At 74.4% G+C, this 20,924-nt stretch carries 20 protein-coding genes; 12 read left to right on the top strand and 8 right to left on the bottom strand.

The features are described 5' to 3' along the window. Positions 1–52 precede the first annotated feature (52 nt). Both ACIO92_RS05870 and ACIO92_RS05875 read left to right on the top strand, forming a co-directional pair. Complete coding sequence (locus ACIO92_RS05870; RefSeq protein ID WP_402279804.1) at positions 53–514, top strand: group III truncated hemoglobin; 462 nt, start codon at positions 53–55, stop codon at positions 512–514. A 110-nt stretch (positions 515–624) separates the two neighbouring features. Continuing rightward, positions 625–1,038: a VOC family protein gene (locus ACIO92_RS05875; protein ID WP_366440491.1), complete on the top strand. Its 414-nt coding sequence runs from the start codon at positions 625–627 to the stop codon at positions 1,036–1,038. Positions 1,039–1,049: 11 nt separating this feature from the next. Here the strand turns inward: ACIO92_RS05875 and ACIO92_RS05880 are convergent, their stop codons facing one another. The 3 genes from ACIO92_RS05880 to ACIO92_RS05890 form a co-directional block, all read right to left on the bottom strand. Next, positions 1,050–1,814: an SDR family oxidoreductase gene (locus tag ACIO92_RS05880; RefSeq protein ID WP_366440490.1), complete on the bottom strand. Its 765-nt coding sequence runs from the start codon at positions 1,812–1,814 to the stop codon at positions 1,050–1,052. 85 nt (positions 1,815–1,899) lie between these two features. Continuing rightward, positions 1,900–3,432, bottom strand: coding sequence for an MFS transporter (locus ACIO92_RS05885; RefSeq protein ID WP_402279801.1), 1,533 nt, complete (start codon positions 3,430–3,432; stop codon positions 1,900–1,902). Between the two features lie 95 nt (positions 3,433–3,527). Next, on the bottom strand, positions 3,528–4,112 hold the full coding sequence (locus ACIO92_RS05890) for a TetR/AcrR family transcriptional regulator (protein ID WP_401238098.1): 585 nt from the start codon (positions 4,110–4,112) through the stop codon (positions 3,528–3,530). A 420-nt stretch (positions 4,113–4,532) separates the two neighbouring features. On the opposite strand from ACIO92_RS05890, the gene ACIO92_RS05895 reads away from it, so the two are divergent. Together ACIO92_RS05895 and ACIO92_RS05900 are read left to right on the top strand one after the other, a co-directional pair. Next, positions 4,533–6,086, top strand: a complete 1,554-nt coding sequence (locus ACIO92_RS05895; RefSeq protein ID WP_402279799.1) for a ferric reductase-like transmembrane domain-containing protein — start codon at positions 4,533–4,535, stop codon at positions 6,084–6,086. Positions 6,087–6,457: 371 nt separating this feature from the next. Continuing rightward, the gene (locus ACIO92_RS05900) at positions 6,458–7,243 is read left to right on the top strand and encodes a TSUP family transporter (RefSeq protein ID WP_366440485.1); all 786 of its coding nucleotides are present in this window, start codon (positions 6,458–6,460) and stop codon (positions 7,241–7,243) included. A 25-nt stretch (positions 7,244–7,268) separates the two neighbouring features. Here the strand turns inward: ACIO92_RS05900 and ACIO92_RS05905 are convergent, their stop codons facing one another. The 3 genes from ACIO92_RS05905 to ACIO92_RS05915 all read right to left on the bottom strand — a co-directional run bounded on the left by ACIO92_RS05905 (position 7,269) and on the right by ACIO92_RS05915 (position 10,172). Further along, entirely contained in the window at positions 7,269–7,886 is a 618-nt protein-coding gene (locus ACIO92_RS05905) for a class F sortase (protein WP_366440484.1), read from the bottom strand. 140 nt (positions 7,887–8,026) lie between these two features. Beyond that, entirely contained in the window at positions 8,027–8,581 is a 555-nt protein-coding gene (locus ACIO92_RS05910; protein ID WP_402279797.1) for a hypothetical protein, read from the bottom strand. Positions 8,582–9,404: 823 nt separating this feature from the next. Next, on the bottom strand, positions 9,405–10,172 hold the full coding sequence (locus ACIO92_RS05915) for an aminotransferase class IV (RefSeq protein ID WP_366440482.1): 768 nt from the start codon (positions 10,170–10,172) through the stop codon (positions 9,405–9,407). Between the two features lie 345 nt (positions 10,173–10,517). On the opposite strand from ACIO92_RS05915, the gene ACIO92_RS05920 reads away from it, so the two are divergent. The 5 genes from ACIO92_RS05920 to ACIO92_RS05940 are packed head-to-tail and all read left to right on the top strand — an operon-like array spanning position 10,518 to position 15,662. Further along, positions 10,518–11,156, top strand: a complete 639-nt coding sequence (locus tag ACIO92_RS05920) for an NADPH-dependent FMN reductase (protein ID WP_401238113.1) — start codon at positions 10,518–10,520, stop codon at positions 11,154–11,156. Between the two features lie 12 nt (positions 11,157–11,168). Next, positions 11,169–12,902, top strand: a complete 1,734-nt coding sequence (locus ACIO92_RS05925; RefSeq protein WP_402055319.1) for an ABC transporter ATP-binding protein — start codon at positions 11,169–11,171, stop codon at positions 12,900–12,902. Further along, entirely contained in the window at positions 12,899–14,905 is a 2,007-nt protein-coding gene (locus ACIO92_RS05930) for an ABC transporter ATP-binding protein (RefSeq protein WP_402279794.1), read from the top strand. The genes ACIO92_RS05925 and ACIO92_RS05930 overlap by 4 nt, the downstream gene beginning before the upstream one ends. A 41-nt stretch (positions 14,906–14,946) precedes the next feature. Continuing rightward, complete coding sequence (gene cutA, locus ACIO92_RS05935; protein WP_401238122.1) at positions 14,947–15,273, top strand: divalent-cation tolerance protein CutA; 327 nt, start codon at positions 14,947–14,949, stop codon at positions 15,271–15,273. Beyond that, positions 15,270–15,662 (top strand): gamma-glutamylcyclotransferase, encoded by a 393-nt coding sequence (locus tag ACIO92_RS05940; RefSeq protein ID WP_366440477.1) that lies wholly within the window; start codon positions 15,270–15,272, stop codon positions 15,660–15,662. Before cutA ends, ACIO92_RS05940 begins: the two co-directional genes overlap by 4 nt. Here ACIO92_RS05940 and ACIO92_RS05945 read toward each other — a convergent pair. Both ACIO92_RS05945 and ACIO92_RS05950 read right to left on the bottom strand, forming a co-directional pair. After that, positions 15,642–16,331, bottom strand: coding sequence for an ElyC/SanA/YdcF family protein (locus tag ACIO92_RS05945; RefSeq protein ID WP_366440476.1), 690 nt, complete (start codon positions 16,329–16,331; stop codon positions 15,642–15,644). The genes ACIO92_RS05940 and ACIO92_RS05945 overlap by 21 nt on opposite strands. A 46-nt stretch (positions 16,332–16,377) precedes the next feature. Next, positions 16,378–17,100 carry an aquaporin gene (locus ACIO92_RS05950; protein WP_402279792.1) on the bottom strand — a complete coding sequence of 241 codons (723 nt, stop codon included), beginning with the start codon at positions 17,098–17,100 and terminating at the stop codon, positions 16,378–16,380. A gap of 80 nt (positions 17,101–17,180) precedes the next feature. On the opposite strand from ACIO92_RS05950, the gene ACIO92_RS05955 reads away from it, so the two are divergent. The 3 genes from ACIO92_RS05955 (at position 17,181) to ACIO92_RS05965 (ending at position 20,924) form a co-directional block, all read left to right on the top strand. Continuing rightward, positions 17,181–17,867, top strand: coding sequence for a hypothetical protein (locus ACIO92_RS05955; RefSeq protein WP_401238126.1), 687 nt, complete (start codon positions 17,181–17,183; stop codon positions 17,865–17,867). Between the two features lie 211 nt (positions 17,868–18,078). Next, positions 18,079–19,497, top strand: a complete 1,419-nt coding sequence (locus ACIO92_RS05960) for a deoxyguanosinetriphosphate triphosphohydrolase (protein ID WP_402279789.1) — start codon at positions 18,079–18,081, stop codon at positions 19,495–19,497. A gap of 164 nt (positions 19,498–19,661) precedes the next feature. Then, complete coding sequence (locus tag ACIO92_RS05965) at positions 19,662–20,924, top strand: FAD-dependent oxidoreductase (protein ID WP_366440472.1); 1,263 nt, start codon at positions 19,662–19,664, stop codon at positions 20,922–20,924.

A 20,924-nucleotide genomic window follows, 5' to 3' on the forward strand; every position in this document is an offset into this window, starting at 1 on the left:
CCGGGGACCTTCGGCACTTGGGGCGCGGGCGGACGGCGGGGAGACTGGGGCCATGCGTGCCACCCGGGACATCCGCGACCGTGCCGATCTCGACGTGCTCCTGCGCCGCTTCTACACCGCCGCCTTCGCCGACCCCCTCATCGGTCCCTTCTTCACGGAGGTCGCCGGGACGGACCTGGAGGCCCATCTGCCGCACATCACCGACTTCTGGGAGCGGGCCCTCCTGCGGAGCGCCCCGTACCGGCGCGACGCCTTCGCCCCGCACGCCGCCCTGCACCCCGTACGCCCGCTGACCGCCGCCCATTTCGGCCGCTGGACGCAGCTGTGGCGGGCGAGCGTCGACGGGCTGTACGCCGGGCCGCTCGCCGACCGGGCCACGGCGCAGGGCGAGCGGATCGCCCTCGCGCTGCTGCGGCGGCTCGCCGGGCCCGACGCGGTGGCGGGGGCGGCGACCGGCGGTACGTCCGTTGGATTCGTCCCCTTGGCCGCTTTCGAGCTGCGTACCGCCTCCTGAGCGGAAAAAGATCTCGGGAGAGCGATGAGTTCGGGGCGCGGCCCCCGTCCTACCTCTTGAAAGCGCGAGAACCGGAAGCGCGCGTACGCACCGAGGGAAGAGAGCACGCCATGGCCCAGAAGATGATCTTCGTGAACCTGCCCGTCAAGGATGTCGCCGCCAGCAAGACCTTCTTCGAGAAGCTCGGCTGGACGATCAACCCGCAGTTCAGCGACGAGTCCACCGGTTGTGTCGTCATCAGCGACACGATCTTCGCGATGCTGCTGGAAGAGTCCAAGTTCCGCGGTTTCATGGCGCCCGGCAAGGAGCTCGCCGACGCGACCCGGACCACGGAGGCACTGGTCACGCTGAGCGCCGAGAGCCGTGAGGAGGTCGACGCGCTGGCCGAGGCGGCGCTGGCCGCGGGAGGCACTCCGGCGAAGGAGCCGCAGGACCACGGCTTCATGTACGGCCGCTCCTTCACCGACCTGGACGGCCACCACTGGGAGATCTTCTGGATGGACCCGGCGGCCGTCCAGGGCTGAGCCCCGGTGCGTCAGGCGGAGACGCCGCCGTCGATCACCAGATCCGTGCCCACGGCGGAGCCCGCCGCGTCCGACGCGAGGTACAGCACGGCCGCCGCGACCTCGGCGGCCGAGGAGATCCTGCCGAGGGGAGAGTCCTGCTTCATCCGGACCTCCCGCTCGGCCTCCGTCTCCCCGGGCAGCAGCGACATCGACGACTCGGAGGCGCCGGGGCTGACCGCGTTGATGCGGACCCCGTCGGCGATGTGGTCCAGGGCGGCGGCCCTGGTCAGGGCCGACACGGCCGCCTTCGACACCTGGTAGCCGAAGACCCCGGGGACGCGCACGTGCGCGCCCAGGTTCGACGAGATGTTCACGATCGCCCCGCCGCCGTGCGCCCTCATGTGGGCCACCTCGGCCTGGAGGGCGTGCAGGACCCCCGTGACGTTGGTGTCGAGGAGCGCCTGCCAGTCCTCCAGCGGGAAGTCGGCGGCGCTGTGCCCGCCCCGGAAGATCCCCGCGTTGTTCACGGCCACGTCGAGCCCGCCGAAGCGCTGGACCGTGGCGCGGACCAGTTCCCGTACGGACCCGGCGGACGCCACGTCGGCGGTGACGGCGGCGGCCGTGCCCCCCGCGGCCTCGATCAGCGCGACCGTCTCCTCCAGCGGGCCCGAGGCGCGGCCCGCGACGACGACCTTCGCGCCCTCGGCGGCGAAGGCGAGCGCGACGGCCCGGCCGAGACCGGAACCGGCTCCGGTGACGAGTGCGACGCGGCCGGTGAAACGTGATGCGGACATGTGGGCCGACTCCCCTGTGATGGTTGCTGTGGTCTGTGGTCTGTGGTCTGTGGGATGCGGTGCGGGTGGTGGGTGGGTGGTGGTGTCACTTCGTGCGGGTCGCGGTGACCGCGAGGGCCGCGAAGAGGACGGTCGCCGCCGCCAGGGCCGCCGCGTCGCCGCCGAGGGTGAGCAGTGCGGCGAAGACGACGGTCGGGCCGAGTTCCATCGCCGTGTTCAGGACGCCTCCGGCCAGTCCCGCGCGGTGCGCCGGGATGCCCTCGGTGGCGAGGACGGCGGCGCCGGAGAAGGACAGGGCGCCGCCGAGCGGCAGCAGGACGAGCCCCGGCAGCAGCCCGTACGCGTACGGGACCGAGGTCCCGAGGCCGGTCGCCGCCAGCAGCCCCAGGCCCACGGCCGCCGTCCCGAGGCCCGCCGAGGTCACCCGGCCGGGGCCGTACCGTGCGATCAGCGGGCCCGTCAGCCGGCCCGCGCCCAGCAGCGCGACGGCGAAGGGCACGAAGGCGGCGGAGGTGCGCAGTTCGTCCCAGCCGCGTTCCCGCTGGAGCGCGAGGGACAGCAGGACGAAGACGGTGGCCGTGCCCGCCGCGGTGAGCCCGATCGCCGCCAGGCCCAGGGCGCGGCGCCGGTCGCGCAGGAAGTCCGGCGGCAGGAGCGGGTCGGCCGTCCGCCGCTCCACCGCCCCGAAGGCGGTGAGCAGGGCGGCTCCGGCGAGCAGCGGGACCAGGACCGGGGCGGACGCCCACGGGTGGGCGTCGGTGAGGACCAGTCCGTAGCTGGCGAGGACGATGCCGCCGGTGGCGAGCAGTGCGCCGGGCAGGTCGAGGGAGCGTCGCCCGGCCGCCCCGGTACGCGGCGCGGGCGGCAGCAGCCGGGGGGCGAGGAGCAGGGCGGCGACGGCCACCGCGACCGGTACCGCGAAGGTGCCGCGCCAGGAGGAGGCCGCCGCGATCACCCCGGAGAGCAGGTTCCCCGCGGTCGCGCCCAGCACGGAGAGCCCGCCCCAGGTGCCCATCGCCCTGCCGTACGCGCCCGGCGCCGGGAACAGGTCCCGGAGCGCGGCCATCGCCGCCGGGGCGACCAGCGCGGCGCCGGTGCCCTGCCCGAACCGGGCGGCGAGCAGGCCGCCGTACCCCTGGGTGAGAGGGGCGAGGGCGGATGCGGCGCCGAAGAGCAGCAGTCCGGCGGTGAGCGTCCGCCGTCCGCCGAAGCGGTCGGCGAGCCGTCCACCGAGGAGCAGCAGCCCGGCGAAGGTCAGCCCGTAAGCGGCGCTCAGCAGGATCAACCGGGACCGGTCGAGACCCAGTTCGACGCCGATGCGGGGGAGCGGCACGGCGAGCGAGGCGAGGGTGAAGACGAGCGTCATCTGTACGGCCCCGAGCAGCACGAATCCGGCGCGGACGCGGCGGACGCTGGTGCTGGTGCTGGTGCTGGTGCGGTCGTAGGTGTGGGTGTGGGTGTGGGTGCGGTGCCTCGTGTCCGCGCTCGTGTCTCTGGCCGCGGTCGCGCCCTGACCCGTACCCGAGCTCCGGCCCGTACCCGAGCCCTCGTCCCTGCTCCCGTCCCCGCCCTCCACCCCGCACCCCTCCGTGCCCTCGTCGGTGCTTCTCGCTGTCATCGACGACATGCCCGCCCCCGTTATATTTGACCGTACGTTCCAGTATGAGCGCCGAAGAAAAGGCGCCTCCCCCGTGGGCGCCTTTTCCGGGTCGTTCAGTCCAGCAGGGTCAGTGCCTGCTCCGTCGCGTCGCGGACCCGGGCCGGATCGCCCGACACCTTGCCGACCACCCGGATGCCCTGCATCAGGACGAGCAGCATCCGGGCGAGCGCCCGTGGGTCGCGGTCGGCCGGGAGCTCGCCCCCGGCGCGCGCCCGTGCGAGCGACGCGTGCAGGAGTGTCTCGATCTGCTCCCAGCTCAGCTCGACCCGGCGCGCCACCTTCGTGTCGTGCGGTCCCAGCTCCGCCGCCGAGTTGGTGACGAAACAGCCGTTCAGGCGCTCCCCCTCGGTCGACGCCTCGGCGGCGAAGCGGCGGACGAGCGCGCGGACGGCGGGCAGTGCCGGACCCGGCGCTGACAGTTCCTCGGTGAGGTCCGGGTCGCGGGTCTCCAGGTAGCGGTCCATCGCCTTCAGATACAGCTCGTGCTTGTTGCCGAAGGTCGCGTAGATGCTGGCCCGGCCGATGCCGAGGTGCTCCACGAGGTCCGACATCGCCGTCGCCTCGTAGCCGCGCGCCCAGAACAGGTCGAGCGCTGCCTGGAGCGCGGCGTCGGGATCGAATTCCTTGGTCCTGGCCACGAGAGGACCGTACGGCTTTCTGGAACGAGCGGTCAAGCTTTTTCCGGAACGATCGGTCAAGGAACCGGCCCGGGTCGGGCCGGGCGCCCGCACCGGTCGGGCCGCCGGGCGCTCGCGGGGCGGCCGGATGTCCGCTCACGACGAACCGACGTCCGGAGAGGGACGGACGGGGGACGGAGAGGGGACGGACGGGGGACGGGGAGGAACCGGGGAATCCGGCGTCCGGCGGCCCCGTTCGGCGGCCCCGTCCGGCGGCCCCGTCCGGCCGCTGGTCCCGGCCGCCGGTCCCGGCCCCGTCCGGCGCGGCTCCGCCGCCGGGGGTTAACCCGTGGTCAGCCTCGGCTCAAGCCTGCCTTAAGGATCAGGAGGACGGGCCCGAGCAGCGGATTCGCGTCCGGAGGCGGACCTAGGGTGCCGGACGTGACCCCCGAGTCCAGCCCCCACCCCCCGTACGTGCCCCTGCCCGCCCCACCGGCCCCGCCCTCGCCCGCCGCTCCGCCCCGGCCCTCGGGCCCGCCCCGCCCTGTCGGCCGTACTCGCCCCACCGCCCCGCTCCATCCCGTCGGCCGCGTTCACCCCACCGCCCCACCCCTCCCCACTGACCGCACCCACCCCGCCCCGGGCGTCCGTGCCCCCGCCCCTCACCCCGACCCCGACGTCCCCCCGCTCCGGCTCGCCCCCGACCGGCTGCGGACCGGCATCCTCGCCGGTGCCGGGGCGGTCGCCCTGCTGTGGGGCGTCCAGGCCCGGCCGTCCGCCCGGCTCGACGTCCTCTTCGCCACCGGGGCCCACCTCACCGGCCTCCTCGCCGGATACGGCGTCCTCGTCCTGCTGCTGCTCATGGCCCGTGTCCCGGCCGTCGAGCACGGCGTCGGCGCCGACCGGCTCGCCCGCTGGCACGCCCTCGGCGGCCGGTACGTCCTCGGGCTCATCGGCGCGCACGCGCTCCTCGCCCTCTGCGGTTACGCCGCCCACACCCGTACCGACCTGATCACCGCCACCGGGCACCTCCTTTCGTACCCGGCGCTCGCCGCCGCCACCGCGGGCACCGCCCTCTTCGTCGCCGTGGGCGTCACCTCCGCGCGGGCCGTCCGCCGCCGGGTCCGGCACGAGACCTGGCGGGCCGTCCACCTCGGCGCTCTGCTCGCCGCCGCCCTCGGCTTCGTCCACCAGCTCGCCGGGCCCGACCTCGCGGGCAGCCTCCTCACCCGCTGGCTCTGGTCGATGGCCCACGGCACCGTCGCCGTCCTCCTCGTCTGGTACCGGCTCGTCGTCCCCGTCCGCGCCGCCCTCCGCCACGACCTGCGGGTCGTCGAGGTCCGCGACGAGGGGCCCGGGGTCGTCTCCGTCCTCGTCCGGGGCAGGGGAGTGGCCCGGCTCCGCGCCGAACCCGGCCAGTTCTTCCGCTGGCGGTTCCTGCGGCGCGGGCTCTGGGCCACCGCGCTGCCCTTCTCCCTCTCCGCGCCGGTCCGCGACGACACCCTGCGGATCACGGTCAAGGCGCTCGGCGACCACACCCGGCGCATCCGGCGGCTGCGCCCCGGCACCCGGGTCCTGGCCTCGGGTCCGTTCGGGGCGCTCACCGCCCACCGCCGCACCCGCCGCAAGGTCCTGCTGCTCGCCGGGGGCGTCGGCATCACCCCGCTGCGGGCCCTCTTCGAGACGCTGCCCGGCGGGCCCGGCGACGTCACCCTCCTCTACCGGGCGTCCGACGCGGCCGGGCTCGTCCTGCGCGCCGAACTGGAGGGCATCGCCCGCGAACGCCGGGCCGCGCTGCACTTCCTCCTCGGCCCCTCGGACGGCTCCTTCGACCCGCTCGCCCCGCGCGCCCTGCGCGAGCTGGTGCCCGACCTCGCCGTCCACGACGTCTACCTGTGCGGGCCGCCCGCGATGGCACGGGCCGCCACCGCCAACCTGATCCGGGCCGGAGTGCCGGCCTCCCGCATCCACAGCGAGGACTTCGACCATGCCTAGCGAGACGAGCGGGCCGGACGCCCGACGGTGTACGACGGACGCCCGGGGAACGGTGGACGTACGGGAGGCGGTGGACGTACCGGGAGCGGTGGACGCACCGGCTGCGCCGCCGTCCGGGGCGCGGGCCCGCCGGGGCAGGCACGGCGCGCCCCGGACCCCGTTCGCGGCCGTCTCCGTCGAGCGGGCCCGGCGACGGCTGGCGACCGCCCTCGTCGGCGCCGGAGCGATCACCGCGACCCTGCTCACCGCCTCCGTCAGTCCGGCCGCCCCGCCCGCCCCGGACCGGGAGCCGGGCGCCGCAAGCTCAGACGTAGCTCAACTATCCGGCGATCGATGGACGGGGCAACGACCGTCTCCCTAGGCTCACGGCCATGCCCGACATATCGCTGACCACCCTCGTCCTGCTGTGCCTCGCCGCGCTGGTGGCGGGCTGGATCGACGCCGTGGTCGGCGGCGGGGGCCTGCTCCTGCTGCCCGCCCTGCTGCTGGGCCTCCCGAACGTCCCCGCCGCGCACATCCTCGGCACCAACAAGGCCGTCTCGATCGTGGGCACCTCGGGGGCCGCCGTCACCTACGTCCGCAAGGCGCCGGTCAAGGTGTGGACGGCGGTCCGCATCGGGCTCGCCGCGCTCACGGGCTCCATGGGCGGGGCCTTCTTCGCCGCCGGGATCAGCAGTGACGTGCTGCGCCCGGTCATCATGGTGGTGCTGCTCGCGGTGGCGGCCTTCGTGGTGCTGCGGCCGTCGTTCGGGGCGAAGCCGGAGGGGGCGGACCGGGCGCCGCTGACCCGGGCGCGGATCGTGACCGCGATCGTCGTCGTGGGCGGTGGCATCGGCTTCTACGACGGACTGTTCGGGCCGGGCACCGGCACCTTCCTGGTCCTCGCGCTGACCGCGGTGCTCCACCTCGACCTGGTGACGGCCTCCGCGACCGCGAAGATCGTCAACGTCTGCACCAACGCGGGCGCGCTCGTCATGTTCGCCCACCAGGGCAGCGTGTACTGGCAGCTGGCCGCCGTCATGGCGGTCTTCAACCTGGTGGGCGGGACCGTCGGGGCGCGGATGGCCCTGAGCAGGGGCGCCGAGTTCGTGCGCGGGGTGCTGCTCGTCGTGGTCCTGTCCCTGGTCGCGAAGCTCGCCTTCGACCAGTGGGCGTGAGCCCGGACGGGACACGGGCCCGGGGTCATCTCACCCCGATGAGGTGGCCGAAGGCGACCACGTTCCCCTGGTAGCCGTTCTTCTTCGAGAAGCCCCCGCCGCAGGTGATCACCCGGATCTCGGCCCGGCCCGCCTCGTCGTACACCTTCCGGTCGGGGAAGTCCTTGTTCTCGTACACCTCGACCGCGTCGACGGTGAACACCGCCGTGCGCCCGTCCTGCCGGTCGACCTCGATCCGGTGGCCCTTGCGCAGCGCGCCGAGCGTGTAGAAGACGGCCGGCCCCTCGGCGTTGTCGACATGGCCCGCGACGATCGCCGTGCCCTTGGAGCCGGGCGTGGTGCCGTCCCGGTACCAGCCGGCCAGGTTCCGGTCCGAGGCGGGCGGCACGTCGAGCGAGCCGTTCGCCGCGAGTCCGAGCGGTGCCATCGGGGTGTCCACGTCGGTCTCGGGGATACGGAGCCGGACCGGCGGCGACGGCGGCAGCGGGTCGGCGGCGGCGTCGGTGTGCACGCTCGGACCGGCGGCGAAGGCCTGGGCCGCCGACGGCACGGGCGGGGTGACCTGCTCGGAGCCGTTCTGGACGAGCCAGAGCCCGACACAGGCGGCGACGGCCAGGCCCCAGCCCTTGCTCCTGTTGCTCACCTGGGTTCCCCCTGTCGGTTCGTGGAGGTGGCCCTGCCCCCGCCGGGCCCGTGCGACGGGCGGCGGGGGCAGGGCGGGCGGTGGTCCTCGGGAGGTGTCCGGAGCGTCACGCCCGGGGCCCGCTCCTCGGCCGCGCTCCGTCAGTGGCCCTGCGCGCCGCTCGCCCGGCGGCGCAGGAGCCAGACCCCGCCCACGGCAGTCGCGGCCAGCACCGCCGCACCTGCCGTGACCTGGGCGGTGTCGGGGCCCACGCTGCCCCCGACACCGGTCTGGACGTGCCCGCTCGGACCCCGGTGCCTGACGGTCAGCTCGCCCCGGGCCGTCCTGCCGTTGTCGCAGGCCACGCTGATGCCGTGGGTGCCGGACCTGGCGTGCTCCGGCACGTGGAACCGTCCGACCACGACTTCCTTGTGCGTGCTCGGGTTCAGCTGGAACTCGCCCGCGCCGAGCGAGTTCGCGTCACCGACGCCGTGACCGTGCTCACCGCAGGCGCGGGTGCTGACGGTGACGCTCGTACCGGGTTCGGCGGAGGACGGGTAGATCTCCAGGAACTCGGGGCGGCCGTTGTCGTGGTGATTGCTGTTGTTGCGGTCGTTCTCGTTGCCGTTGTTGGCGTACGCGACCGGGGCGGCGAACGTCCCGAGCGCGACGACCGTCAGCGCGGTACCGGTGAGCAGGCGGACAGGGGTGCGCATAGGGGAGCCTCCGGGGCGCGCGAGCGGTCATGCGGGGCGGTCCTGCCGGGAGGGACTTCCCGGCAGTGGCCTTCATAGGACCGAGATAAGAGCCGTGGCGCGCCCCCCGCCTGCTGATGGGGCATCAGGATTGGGCCGTCCGGTGCGGTGTGTCGGCTGGATTTCTGGAGTCCCCGCAGGTCGGAGCGGGTTTCGGGGCGTCAGGCGACACGCGGTGCCGAACGGGTGACCGGACTCGGAACCCTTGCGGGGCGGTACGGCTCCGGCGCCCGGCTTCCGGAGGGGCGGCGGCGGTCGTGGCGGGCCGTCGTCATCGGCCGCCCTCCACGGGCGGGGAGGACCGGGAGGTCCTGGTCCTGGCCCCGGCCTCGGTCCCGACTCCTGCCTCGGTCCCGACCCCGACCCCGACCCCGACCCCGGTCCCAGCCCCGGCCCCGGGCGCCGGCGGTTCCGTGCCGAACGCCCGGCACACTGCCGCGAGCAGTGCGTCGTAGCGGGCGGTGGTCCCCTCCCCTCCGGGCCCGGCCGGCAGCCGGGCACCGATGCCGGTGGAGATCCGCCGCACGGTCAGGGCGGCCGGACCTCCGGCACCAGCAGTTCGACGGCGCGGCCGAGGGCCGCGGCGCGCACGGCGTCCTGGCCGATGTGCCGGGCGTCCTGGTAGGGCGTGCTCATGGAGGACGACGTACCCCCGGGGCGACGCCGCCCCCCGTGCTCCGACGTCGTGGGCCCCGGCCCTCCACGGCCTCGATCGCGTCGGGCGGCCTCCGTCTCCACCACATCAGCCCGCTCCCGCCCCGCCCCCGCCCCCGCCACTGCCGCGTCAGCCCGCCACCGCCTCCGGCTCCACCGCGTCGTAGGCCGCGCGCACCCGGGCCATCAGCTCCTCGTCCACCGCGAACCCGACCCCGTCGATCGCGGTCACCGGCGCGATGACCCGGGCGTTGGTCACCAGGGCGGCCCGGTAGCCCGGCAGATCGGCCTGGGTCACCGGGCGCCGGACCGATTCCAGGGCCCCCGAGAGCAGGGTCATGGTGATTCCCTCAAGACAGGGGGCCGACGGCCAGACCAGCGAAGTCCCGTCCCAGAAGGCGATGTTGGTGATCGCCCCCTCGGAGATCTCGCCGCGCGGAGAGGTGAGCAGCGCCTCGTCGTAACCGGCCCGCAGGGCCTCCGCCCGGTGGTAGGCCTGCCCGAAGCCGCCGAGGTGCTTGATGTGCGCGGCCGGACGCCAGTAGTCCACGGCCGTCAGGCGCTGCGGCGCGCCCGGCCCGTCGGCGGCGGGCAGGGCGACGGTCACCGCGACCCGGGCGCCCCCGTACACGTACACCCGCACCGAGGCGTCCCGCCGTCCGGCCGCCGTCAGGGCGCTCGCGATCAGCTCGCGGACCCGCCCGCCGGGCAGCTCCCGGCCGAACAGTTCGCGGGTGGAGCGGTCGAGCCTGGCGAGATGCGCGCCGAGGCCCCTCACCCGCCCGTTCCGGACCTGCATCGCCGTGAAGTGACCGAAACCGTTCATGAGGGTGGCGAGCAGCGCGGGGTCGGCCGCCGGTGCGCCGTCGATCTCGATGTGTTCGGGCGGAGTCGTCATGCCCCCACGGTACGGCCGCCGCTCCCCGCGCGGCCGGGACGCCGAAGGCCGGGACCGGGACCCCCGCGGTCAGGGCGCGATCCCTCCGCCGGGGCTTGCCCCGTACCGCCGGAACCCCTGCCCCCGACGCGCGGCGACGCCCTTTCCGTACCGCCGGGACCCCCCTGCCGTCAGGCCGCCGTCCGCCCCGCCGGGGGCCCTCCCGTACCGCCGGGACCCCCCTGCCGCCGGGGCGCTCCCCGTACCGCCGAATCCCCACCGCGCCTCCACCGGAAGGCCGTTCGGGAGGGGGACGGAAAGTCGGAGCTTGACCTCAACCAAACTTGAGGTACCACCATCCTCGACATGGACATCACGAACGCCGTCACGGCATCCGTCACCCCCGCCCCCGTCACCGCCACCACCCCCGCGCCCCTCGCGCTCGCCCTCGTCGTCGCCAGCGACCGCGAAGGCCGCTTCGCCCCGGTCGTCGCCGACTGGTTCCTCTCCCGCCTCGCCGAACGCGAGGACTTCACCGTCACCGTCGTCGACCTGGTCGACCTCGACCTCCCCACCGCCCTCTCGTACAACCCCTCCCCGGCCGTCCTCGCCGAACTCGCCAAGGTCAGCCCCGTGCTGGCCGCCGCCGACGCCTTCGTCGTCGTCACCCCCGAGTACAACCACTCCTTCCCCGCCTCCCTCAAGAACCTGATCGACCGGCACTACACCGAATGGCAGGCCAAGCCCGTCGCCTTCGTCTCGTACGGCGGCATCTCCGGCGGTCTGCGGGCCGTCGAGCAGCTCCGCCAGGTCTACGCCGAGATGCACTCCGTCACCATCCGCGACACCGTCTCCTTCCCGCACGCCCACGGCCGGTTCGACGAGGACGGACGGCACAAGGACCCGGCGGGCGCCGAGGCCGCGGCCAAGGCCCTCCTCGACCAGCTCGCCTGGTGGGGACACGCCCTCAGGGACGCCAAGGCCGTCCGCCCCTACGGCGCGTGAGGGGCCGGTCCGATGCTCCTGCGGCTGCTCGTGCCCCGCCTCCGGCCCCACCGGCGGCTCCTCGTCCTCCTGGTCGTCCTCCAGCTCGTACAGACGCTGGCCTCCCTCGCCCTGCCCACCCTCAACGCGGGTGTCATCGACGAGGGGGTCCTGCGCGGGGACACCGACCGGGTCCTCAGCGGCGGCGCCGTGATGATCGCCGTCACCCTCCTGCAGGCCGTGGTCGCGGCCGCCGCCACCTTTACCGGGGCGAGGATCGCCATGGGCGTCGCCCGTGACCTGCGCTCCGAGGTCTTCCGCCGGGTCCAGGAGTTCTCCGCCCGGGAGCGGGGCCGGTTCGGCGCCGCCTCCCTCATCACCCGTACGACCAACGACGTCCAGCAGATCCAGACCTTCACCGTCATGGCCCTGACCATGCTGGTCGCCGCGCCGCTCCTCTGCGTCGGCGGGATCGGCATGGCCCTGCGCCAGGACGTGCCGCTCGCCCTGGTCCTGCTGCTCTTCGTGCCCGTGATGGCCGGGGCCGTCGGCGCGATCGTGCTGCGGATGAGGCCGCTGTTCCGGGGGATGCAGGAGCGCGTCGACGGCGCCAACCGGGTGCTGCGCGAGCAGATCACCGGCGTCCGGGTGGTCCGTGCCTTCGTCCGCGACCGGTACGAGAGGGAGCGGTTCGGCGCCGCCAACGACGAACTGCTCTCCGTCGGCCTCCGGGCCGGTCGGCTCCAGGCCCTGATGTATCCGACGGTGCTGATCGTCTGGGAGCTGACGACCGTCGCCCTGGTGTACGTCGGCGCCCACCGCATCGACTCCGGCACGTTCCAGCCGGGCGTGCTCGTCGCCTTCCTCGGCTATCTGCTCCAGACCGCGATGTCCGTGATGATGGTCCTCTTCCTCCTCATGAACATGCCCCGGGCCGAAGCGGGCGCCGAGCGCGTCCGCGAAGTGCTCGACACCCGCTCCTCGGTGGTCCCGCCGGCCGATCCGGTGCGGACCGTGGACGGCCGGGGGGAGCTGGAGGTGCGGGGCGCGGGCTTCCGGTACCCGGGCGCGCAGGAGCCGGTCCTCACGGACGTCGGCCTCGTCGCCCGGCCCGGTGAGACGACCGCGATCGTGGGCTCGACCGGCAGCGGCAAGTCGACCCTCCTCGGGCTCGTGCCCCGGCTCTTCGACGCGACCGGCGGCGAGGTGCTGGTCGACGGAGTCGACGTCCGGCGGCTCGACCCGGCGCTGATGGCGAGGACGGTCGGACTCGTCCCGCAGAAGCCGTACCTCTTCTCCGGCACGGTCGCGACCAACCTCCGTTACGGCAGGCCCGACGCGAGCGACGAGGAACTCTGGCACGCCCTGGAGGTCGCCCAGGCGGCCGGCTTCGTACGGGAGTCGGAGGACGGGCTCGACGCGCCGGTCTCCCAGGGCGGGACGAACTTCTCCGGCGGGCAGCGGCAACGCCTCGCCATCGCCCGGGTCCTCGTCGCCCGCCCCCGGCTCTACCTCTTCGACGACTCCTTCTCCGCGCTCGACCCCCGCACGGACGCCCGGCTCCGCGAGGCCCTCCGCGAGGAGACGGCGGGCGCGACCGTCGTGATCGTCGCCCAGCGGGTCTCCACCGTCCGCGAGGCCGACCGGATCGTCGTCCTCGACCGGGGCCGGAACGTCGGCACCGGCACCCACACGTCCCTGATGAGGGACAACGCCACCTACCGGGAGATCGTCCTCTCGCAGCTCACCGAGGAGGAAGCGGCATGAACCCATCCACCATGGAGAACCCGGCGACGGAGGAACCCCCCGGCCGGGACGGCACCCCCACCCACCCCACCGACCAGCAGGCCACCGACCAGCGGCCCACGGACCCTCGGCCCACCGACCCTCGGCCCACCGACCAGCAGCCCACCGACAAGACCCCCGCCACCGCCTCAGGCGCGCCCGCCCCCACCGACCGGCGGCGCGGCCCCGCCCCCGCCCCCGCCCCCGCCGCCGCCGTCCCGGAACGCTCCCTCTCCTTCCGGGCCTCCGGGCTCCGGCTCCTGCGCACCCTCGCCCCCGACCGGGCCCTCCTCCTCGCGGTCCTCGCCGCGGGCGCCACGGCCGTCCTCCTCTCCGTCCTCGGCCCGCTCCTCCTCGGCCGCGCCACCGACCTCGTCGTCTCCGGGGCCACCGGCCCCTCCGGGGTCGACTTCGCCGCCGTCGGCCGGGTCCTCGTCCTCTCCGTCCTGGTGGTCGCGGGCTCGGCCCTCTTCACCTGGATCCAGCTCCGGCTCGCCACCACCGTCGTCCAGCGGGCCGGACACCGGCTCCGCGAGCGGGCCCAGCACAAGCTGGCGAGGCTCCCCCTCACCTATCTCGACCGGCAGTCGCGCGGCGAGGTCATCTCCCGCACCACCAACGACATCGACAACGTCACCCAGACCCTCCAGCAGGCCCTCAGCCAGATGATCAGGGCCGTCCTGACCCTGTTCGGCGTCCTCGCGATGATGTTCTGGATCTCGCCGCCGCTCGCCCTCGTCGCCCTCGCCACCGTGCCCGTCTCGGTCGCCGTCGCCGCCTTCGTCGGGCGGCGCGCCCAGCCGCAGTTCGTGAAGCAGTGGGCGGTCACCGGCAAGCTCGGCAGCCATGTCGAGGAGATGATCACCGGGCACACCGAGGTCGTCGCCTTCGGCCGCCGCGACGAGGCCGTGCGCCGCTTCGACGAACTGGGCGAGGAGCTGTACCGGGCGGGCTTCCGCGCCCAGTTCGTGTCCGGCTTCATCCAGCCCGCGCTGACCCTCGTCGGCAATCTGAACTACGTCGCCATCGCCGTCGTCGGCGGACTGCGGGTGGCGAGCGGCACCCTGTCCGTCGGTGACGTGCAGGCCTTCATCCAGTACTCGTACGAGTTCAACGGCCCGATCACCCAGGTCGCCGCGATGGCCAACCTCCTCCAGTCCGGGGTGGCCTCCGCCGAGCGGGTCTTCGACCTCCTCGACGCCGAGGAGGAGAGCCCGGACCCGGCCGCACCGAGGCGGCCCGCCGCACTCCGCGGCGAGGTCTCCTTCGAGAAGGTGGCCTTCCGGTACGAGGAGGGCAGGCCGCTCATCGAGGACCTCTCGCTCACCGTCGAGCCCGGCAGCACGGTCGCGATCGTCGGCCCCACGGGGGCGGGCAAGACGACCCTGGTCAACCTGCTCCCCCGGTTCCACGAGGTGACCGGCGGCCGGATCTCCCTCGACGGCGTCGACACGGCGGCGATGACCCGGGAGGAACTGCGCTCCGGCATCGGCATGGTCCTCCAGGACACCTGGCTGTTCGGCGGGACCATCGCGGACAACATCGCGTACGGGGCACCCGGCGAGGTCTCGCGGGAACGGATCGTGGCGGCGGCCCGCGCCGCGCACGCCGACCGGTTCGTCCGCACCCTGCCCGAGGGCTACGACACCCTCCTCGACGAGGACGGCGGGGGCCTCAGCGAGGGCGAGAGGCAACTGGTCACCCTGGCCCGCGCGTTCCTCTCCGACCCGGTGATCCTGGTCCTCGACGAGGCCACCAGCTCCGTCGACACCCGGACCGAACTCCTCGTCCAGCAGGGCATGAGCGCGCTCCGCGCGGGCCGCACCAGCTTCGTCGTCGCCCACCGGCTCTCCACGGTCCGGGACGCGGACGTGATCCTGGTGATGGAGAACGGCTCGATCGCCGAGCAGGGCACCCACGAGGAACTCCTCGCGGCGCGCGGCGCCTACGCCCGCCTGCACCAGGCCCAGTTCGCGGCGGTGTGAGGGAACCGCGCGGGAAGCCGCGCGCGGGCTACGGTGAGGACGTGACCACACACGCCCTCACCGTCCTCACGACCACCGACAGCCGAGAGAAGGCCGAGGCCCTCGCCCGGGGCGCCGTCGAGGCCGGGCTCGCCGCCTGCGGCCAGGTCGTGGGACCCGTGACCTCCGTCTACCACTGGCGGCGGGCCGTCGAGACCGCCGAGGAGTGGCAGGTCCTCCTGAAGACCACGGAGCCCCGGTACGAGGCCCTGGAGGCCCATCTCCTCGCCGCCCACGACTACGACACCCCGGAGATCCTCGCCACCCCCGTCGTCCGGGCCTCCGCCGCCTACCTGGCCTGGCTCGCCGAGGAGACCAGTGCCCCGTGACCCTGCCGTTCTTCGTCTACGGGACGCTGCGTCCGGGCGCGTACAACCATGACCGGCTCCTCCTCGGGCGCACCGGGGCGGAGGAGGCGGCCCGGCTGCCGGGGGCGCTGCTGCACGACGGCCCCGGCTACCCGTACGCCGTGCCCGGCGCGGGAACCGTCGTCGGCACCCTGGTGACGGCCGGGCCGGGGGCGTACGCGGGACTGCTCGACGCGCTGGACCGCATGGAGGGCGACGCCGGGTACGAGCGGGTCGCCCGCGAGGTGCTGCGGGTCCGGGACGGCGGCGGCACGCGCGCGTGGGTCTACCTCGCGGCCCCCGGCACCCCGCTCGGGCCGCTCATCGCCTCCGGCGACTGGTTCCGGCGCTCACGGCCGGGCGGCGGGTGAGGCCAGCGCCTCGGTGACGCCCTTCTCCTCGGGCCCGAGGAAGTGCGGGTCGGGCCGCAGACCCGCGTCCAGGGCCGCCTTGCCCGCGGCGAACAGTTCCCGGGTGGTGCCGTAGTACCAGGTGTCGTCGTGGGGTTCGGGCACCCCGACCCCCAGGGCGTCGACGCCCGCCCGGCCGCAGAGCGCCACCGCCCGCTTGATGTGGAAGTCCTGGGTGACGAGCACGGCCCGGTCGACCCCGAAGACCTTCCGGGCGCGGACACAGGAGTCCCAGGTGTCGAAACCGGCGTAGTCGCTGACGATCCGGTCGTCGGGCACCCCGCGCCCGGTCAGGTAGACGCGCATCGCGCTGGGCTCGTCGTACGAGGTCCTGCTGTTGTCGCCGGTGACCAGGAGGACCCGCACCTTGCCCGTCCGGTACAGCTCGGCGGCGGTGTCGAGCCGGTGCGCGAGGTACGGGGTGGGGCGCCCCTTCCACAGTCCGGCGCCGAACACGACGCCGACGTCCCGGGCGGGCACCTCGGCGGTCGTCCGCAGCTTCCCGGCGGCGGTGGTGTGCAGCCAGGTGGCCGGGAGGAGGGCGAGGACCGAGGCCGCCATCACGGCCTGGACGGTACGGCGCCTGGCCCGGGTGGTGCGGGGGAGGAGCCGGGGGAGCCGGACCGGCATGGAGGAGCCTCCTGCTGTTCGAAGGGGTGTTCCGAAGGGTGTGCTGTCACCCGGTCCGACGTGATCCGGCCGGATTCGGTTCGCCGGACGCCCGGCTTGTTCCGTACAACACACCGGCGAGGAGCACCCCGGCCACGCCCCCGAGCAGTTGCGCGCCGACGAAGCCCGGGACCGAGGAGGGGGCTATGCCGGTGAAGGAGTCGGTGAACGCGCGGCCGACGGTGGCCGCCGGGTTGGCGTAGGAACCGGAGGAGGTGAACCAGATGGCCGCGCCGATGTATCCGGCGACCGCGACGGGGGCGAGGGAGGAGCGCCCGATGTGCCGCAGGCCCTGCACGAGGAGGACGAGTCCGGCGGTGGCGACGAACTCGCCGAGGAGCAGATGGGGCGCCGAGAGCGAGGCGGTGGACCAGGTGACGGGCCGCCGCCCGAACATCGCCTCGGCGAGCAGCGCCCCCGCGACGGCCCCGGCGAACTGGGCGGCGACATAGGCGGCGACGTCCCGGCCGCCGCCCTCGGGGCGGGTGGTCCACCACTCGGTGAGCGTCACGACGGGGTTCAGATGGGCGCCGGAGAGCGGCCCGAGGAGCGCGATGATCAGCCCGAGGCCGATCGCGGAGGCGGCGGCGTTGGCGAGCAGCCGGACGCCGAGGTCATGGCTCAGGAGGTCGGCGCGGATGCCGGAGCCGACGATGACGGCGACGAGGGCGCCGGTACCGACGAACTCGGCCAGGACGCGCCGGTGGAGCGCGGGCGGAGACATTCTCATGGCGGAAAAGGTATTCCGCTCAATGGAATCAGGGAGTAAACAGCGAGCAAGGAAATCGAACAGGATCGTACGATCCCGCCATGATCGACGACGCAGTCCACAACAACGCCGAGTGGTGCCAGGCGATGTGCGCCGCCCACGGGATCTCCGGCACCTTCGGGCCCCGGGCCTGGAGCAGTCCCCGCCGCACCCCGCTGTACTACCCCGACGCGGTGACGCTCACTCAGGACGCCACCGCCGGGGACGTCCTGGCCGGAATCGACCGCACGGCCCCCGGCGCCTCGGTCAAGGACAGCCACGCCCGGCTCGACCTCACGGCCGAGGGCTTCCGCCTCCTCTTCGAGGCCGACTGGATCCACCGCCCGGCCGGTCTCCCGCTGCCCCCGGCCGAGGGCGACTGGCGGACCGTCACCACCGCGCGGGAACTGGCCGACTGGGCGCTCGCCTGGAGCGGCGGCGACCCGGAGGAGGCGGCGCTGTTCCGCCCCGGACTCCTGGACCACCCCGCGACGACCCTCGTCGTGGGACACGGCCCCGACGGACGCCTCCTCGGCGGCGCCGTCCTCAGCGCGAGCACCGCCGTGACCGGGGTCTCCAACCTCTTCGCGGCCGACGGCACCGACCCGGCCCGGGTGTGGGCCGGGTGCCTCGCCCTCACGGACCCGGCGAAGCCGGTCGTCGGCTACGAGTCCGGCGACGACCTGCCCCCCGCCCTCGCGGCGGGCTTCGAGAGGACGGGCCCCCTGAGGGTCTGGCTGGACGGCTGAGGCGGCTGAGGCGGCTGAGACCGGGGGGCCAGGGGCCGGGGGACCGGAGGAGGGGGCGGCGTACGCGCGCGGGGTCCACCCGGCCGGGACCGGCCGTCGTACGGACCCGGCCGTCCCGCCATCCGGGTCACCCCGCCCCTGGATCCGTCGGCCCCGTGGCCACCCCCGCCGCCCGGCCCCTTCTGTCGGCCCCGCCGGTTACCTTCGGTGCATGGAAGGCAACGAGCACAGCACGGACCGCACGGACCGCACGAGCCACACGGATCACCAGGACCGCACGGGCCACGCAGACCACAAGGCCCGCACGGACCGCACCACCGGTACCGCCGCCGGGGACACCGAGGGCCGCTCCGCCACCCCCGGCTACGACACCGACGCCACCGAGCGCTGGGCCGCCGAGCCCGACAAACGGCCGGGCCGCACCGCCTTCCAGCGCGACCGCGCCCGCGTGCTGCACTCCGCCGCGCTCCGCAGGCTCGCCGGGAAGACCCAGGTCGTCACCCCCGGCACCCGGGGCCACGCCTGGGACGCCAGCCCCCGCACCCGGCTCACCCACTCCCTGGAATGCGCCCAGGTCGGCCGCGAACTGGGCGCCGCCCTCGGCTGCGACCCCGACCTCGTCGAAGCCGCCTGCCTCTCCCACGACATGGGCCACCCGCCCTTCGGGCACAACGGCGAGCAGGCGCTCAACGAGGTCGCCCGGGACTGCGGCGGCTTCGAGGGCAACGCCCAGTCGCTCCGCCTCCTCACCCGCATCGAACCCAAGCACTTCGTACGGGACGCCGACGGCGAACCGGTCGGCCTCGGACTCAACCTCACCCGGGCCACCCTCGACGCCGCCACCAAGTACCCGTGGACGCGCGGCGGACACCCCGAGGACCCCGGCTCGCCCAAGTTCGGCGTCTACGAGGACGACCTGCCGGTCTTCGCGTGGATCCGCAGCGGCGCGCCCGCCCACCGCAAGTGCTTCGAGGCCCAGGTCATGGACTGGTCCGACGACGTGGCCTACTCGGTGCACGACTTCGAGGACGGGCTGCACGCCGGGCACATCGACCCCAACCTCCTGCTCGCCGAGCCCGAGCGGGCCGACATCTGGGCCGTCGCCGTCGGCCGCTACGTACCGGCGGACACCGACCCCCAGGAGCTGGCCGAGGCCCTCGACCGGCTCATGGACCAGGAGTGGTGGCCGCACGGCTACGACGGCTCCGCCGTCGCCCAGGCACGGCTGAAGGACGCCACCAGCCAGCTCATCGGCCGCTTCTGCCTCGCCGCCGAGACCGCCACCCGCGAGGAGTACGGGACCGGGCCGCTCACCCGGTACGGCGCCGAACTGGTCGTCCCCCGCGCCGCGCGCAACGAGTGCGCCGTCCTCAAGGCGGTCGCCGACCGGTACGTCATGCAGCGCGCCGAACAGGAGGCGCTCCGCGCCGACCAGCGGATCGTCGTCGCCGAACTGGCCGAGGCCCTGGTCGCCCGCGCCCCCGACGGCCTCGAACCGCAGTTCCGGTCCCTGTTCGACGCGGCGCGCGACGACCGGGCCCGCAAGCGGGTGATCATCGACCAGATCGCCTCCCTCACCGACGCCTCCGCCCGCGCCCTCCACACCAGGCTCCGCCCGCACCACGGCTGAGCCGCGCCCCGCAGGCCAGGGCCGTTCGGCGGAACGCGCCCCCGGTCGGCCCTCTTCCGTCGCCACCCCCGGTGCGGGACGCTCACATGCGCGCCCCGGGGCGGTACGGCCCGACGCCCGCCCGGGGGCGTAGGTTGGAACCGGTCGCAAAGAGGAGGAAAGACGTGGTCGACGCAGATCAGACCTTTGTCATTGTCGGCGGGGGTCTGGCAGGGGCCAGAGCGGCGGAGACCCTGCGCGCCGAGGGGTTCAACGGCCGGGTGATCCTCATCGGCGACGAACGCGATCACCCCTACGAACGCCCGCCCCTCTCCAAGGGCTACCTCACCGGTGCCAAGGAACGCGACACGGTCTTCGTCCAGGAGGCCGCCTGGTACGCCCGCAACGACATCGAGCTGCACCTCGGGCAGCCCGTCACCGCCGTCGACCGCGAGGCCCGCACCGTACGGCTCGGTGACGGCACCGTCATCCGCTACGACAAGCTGCTCCTCGCCACCGGCTCCGAACCGCGCCGCCTCGACGTCCCCGGCACCGAGCTCGCGGGCGTCCACCACCTGCGCAGGCTCGCCCACGCGGACCGGCTCCGGCAGGTCCTCGCGGGCCTCGGCCGGGACAACGGGCACCTGGTGATCGCCGGGGCCGGCTGGATCGGCCTGGAGGTCGCCGCCGCCGCACGCGGCTACGGCGCCGAGGTCACCGTCGTCGAGTCCGACCCCACCCCGCTGCACCGGGTCCTCGGGCCCGAGCTGGGCCAGCTCTTCGCCGATCTGCACACCGACCGGGGCGTCCGCTTCCACTTCGGCGCCCGGCTCACCGAGATCGTCGGCCAGGACGGCATGGTCCTCGCCGTCCGCACCGACGACGGCGAGGAGCACCCGGCGCACGCCGTGCTCGCCGCGATCGGCGCCGCCCCCAGGACCGCCCTCGCCGAGAACGCCGGGCTCGCCCTCGTCGACCGGGCCGACGGCGGCGGCATCGCCGTCGACGAGTCGCTGCGCACCTCCGACCCCGACGTGTTCGCCGCCGGGGACGTGGCCGCCGCCCACCACCCGCTGCTCCACACCCGGCTCCGCGTCGAGCACTGGGCCAACGCCCTCAACGGCGGGCCCGTCGCCGCCCGCGCCATGCTGGGGCAGCAGGTCTCCTACGACCGCGTCCCCTACTTCTTCACCGACCAGTACGACCTGGGCATGGAGTACTCCGGCTGGGCGCCCCCCGGCTCGTACGACCAGGTCGTCGTCCGGGGCGACACCGGCAAGCGCGAGTTCATCGCCTTCTGGCTCAAGGAGGGCCGGGTCCTCGCCGGGATGAACGTGAACGTGTGGGACGTCACAGAGCCGATCCAGCGGCTCATCCGCGCCCGCACGCGCGTGGACGCCGAAGCCCTCGCCGACGCCTCCGTCCCCCTGGAGGACCTCGTCAGGTAG

Origin of the sequence: Streptomyces sp. NPDC087215, assembly GCF_044744885.1 — a bacterium.
In the GTDB taxonomy this organism is placed as follows: Bacteria; Actinomycetota; Actinomycetes; order Streptomycetales; family Streptomycetaceae; genus Streptomyces.

Coding starts and splice junctions, on each gene's coding strand:
- ACIO92_RS05915 (WP_366440482.1), bottom strand. CDS start 10,172: ATGACGACTCCGCCCGAACACATCGAGATCGACGGCGCACCGGCGGCC.
- ACIO92_RS05920 (WP_401238113.1), top strand. CDS start 10,518: ATGGACATCACGAACGCCGTCACGGCATCCGTCACCCCCGCCCCCGTC.
- ACIO92_RS05885 (WP_402279801.1), bottom strand. CDS start 3,432: ATGACAGCGAGAAGCACCGACGAGGGCACGGAGGGGTGCGGGGTGGAG.
- ACIO92_RS05925 (WP_402055319.1), top strand. CDS start 11,169: ATGCTCCTGCGGCTGCTCGTGCCCCGCCTCCGGCCCCACCGGCGGCTC.
- ACIO92_RS05955 (WP_401238126.1), top strand. CDS start 17,181: ATGATCGACGACGCAGTCCACAACAACGCCGAGTGGTGCCAGGCGATG.
- ACIO92_RS05945 (WP_366440476.1), bottom strand. CDS start 16,331: ATGCCGGTCCGGCTCCCCCGGCTCCTCCCCCGCACCACCCGGGCCAGG.
- ACIO92_RS05875 (WP_366440491.1), top strand. CDS start 625: ATGGCCCAGAAGATGATCTTCGTGAACCTGCCCGTCAAGGATGTCGCC.
- ACIO92_RS05930 (WP_402279794.1), top strand. CDS start 12,899: ATGAACCCATCCACCATGGAGAACCCGGCGACGGAGGAACCCCCCGGC.
- ACIO92_RS05950 (WP_402279792.1), bottom strand. CDS start 17,100: ATGAGAATGTCTCCGCCCGCGCTCCACCGGCGCGTCCTGGCCGAGTTC.
- ACIO92_RS05910 (WP_402279797.1), bottom strand. CDS start 8,581: ATGCGCACCCCTGTCCGCCTGCTCACCGGTACCGCGCTGACGGTCGTC.
- ACIO92_RS05880 (WP_366440490.1), bottom strand. CDS start 1,814: ATGTCCGCATCACGTTTCACCGGCCGCGTCGCACTCGTCACCGGAGCC.
- ACIO92_RS05870 (WP_402279804.1), top strand. CDS start 53: ATGCGTGCCACCCGGGACATCCGCGACCGTGCCGATCTCGACGTGCTC.
- ACIO92_RS05960 (WP_402279789.1), top strand. CDS start 18,079: ATGGAAGGCAACGAGCACAGCACGGACCGCACGGACCGCACGAGCCAC.
- ACIO92_RS05900 (WP_366440485.1), top strand. CDS start 6,458: ATGCCCGACATATCGCTGACCACCCTCGTCCTGCTGTGCCTCGCCGCG.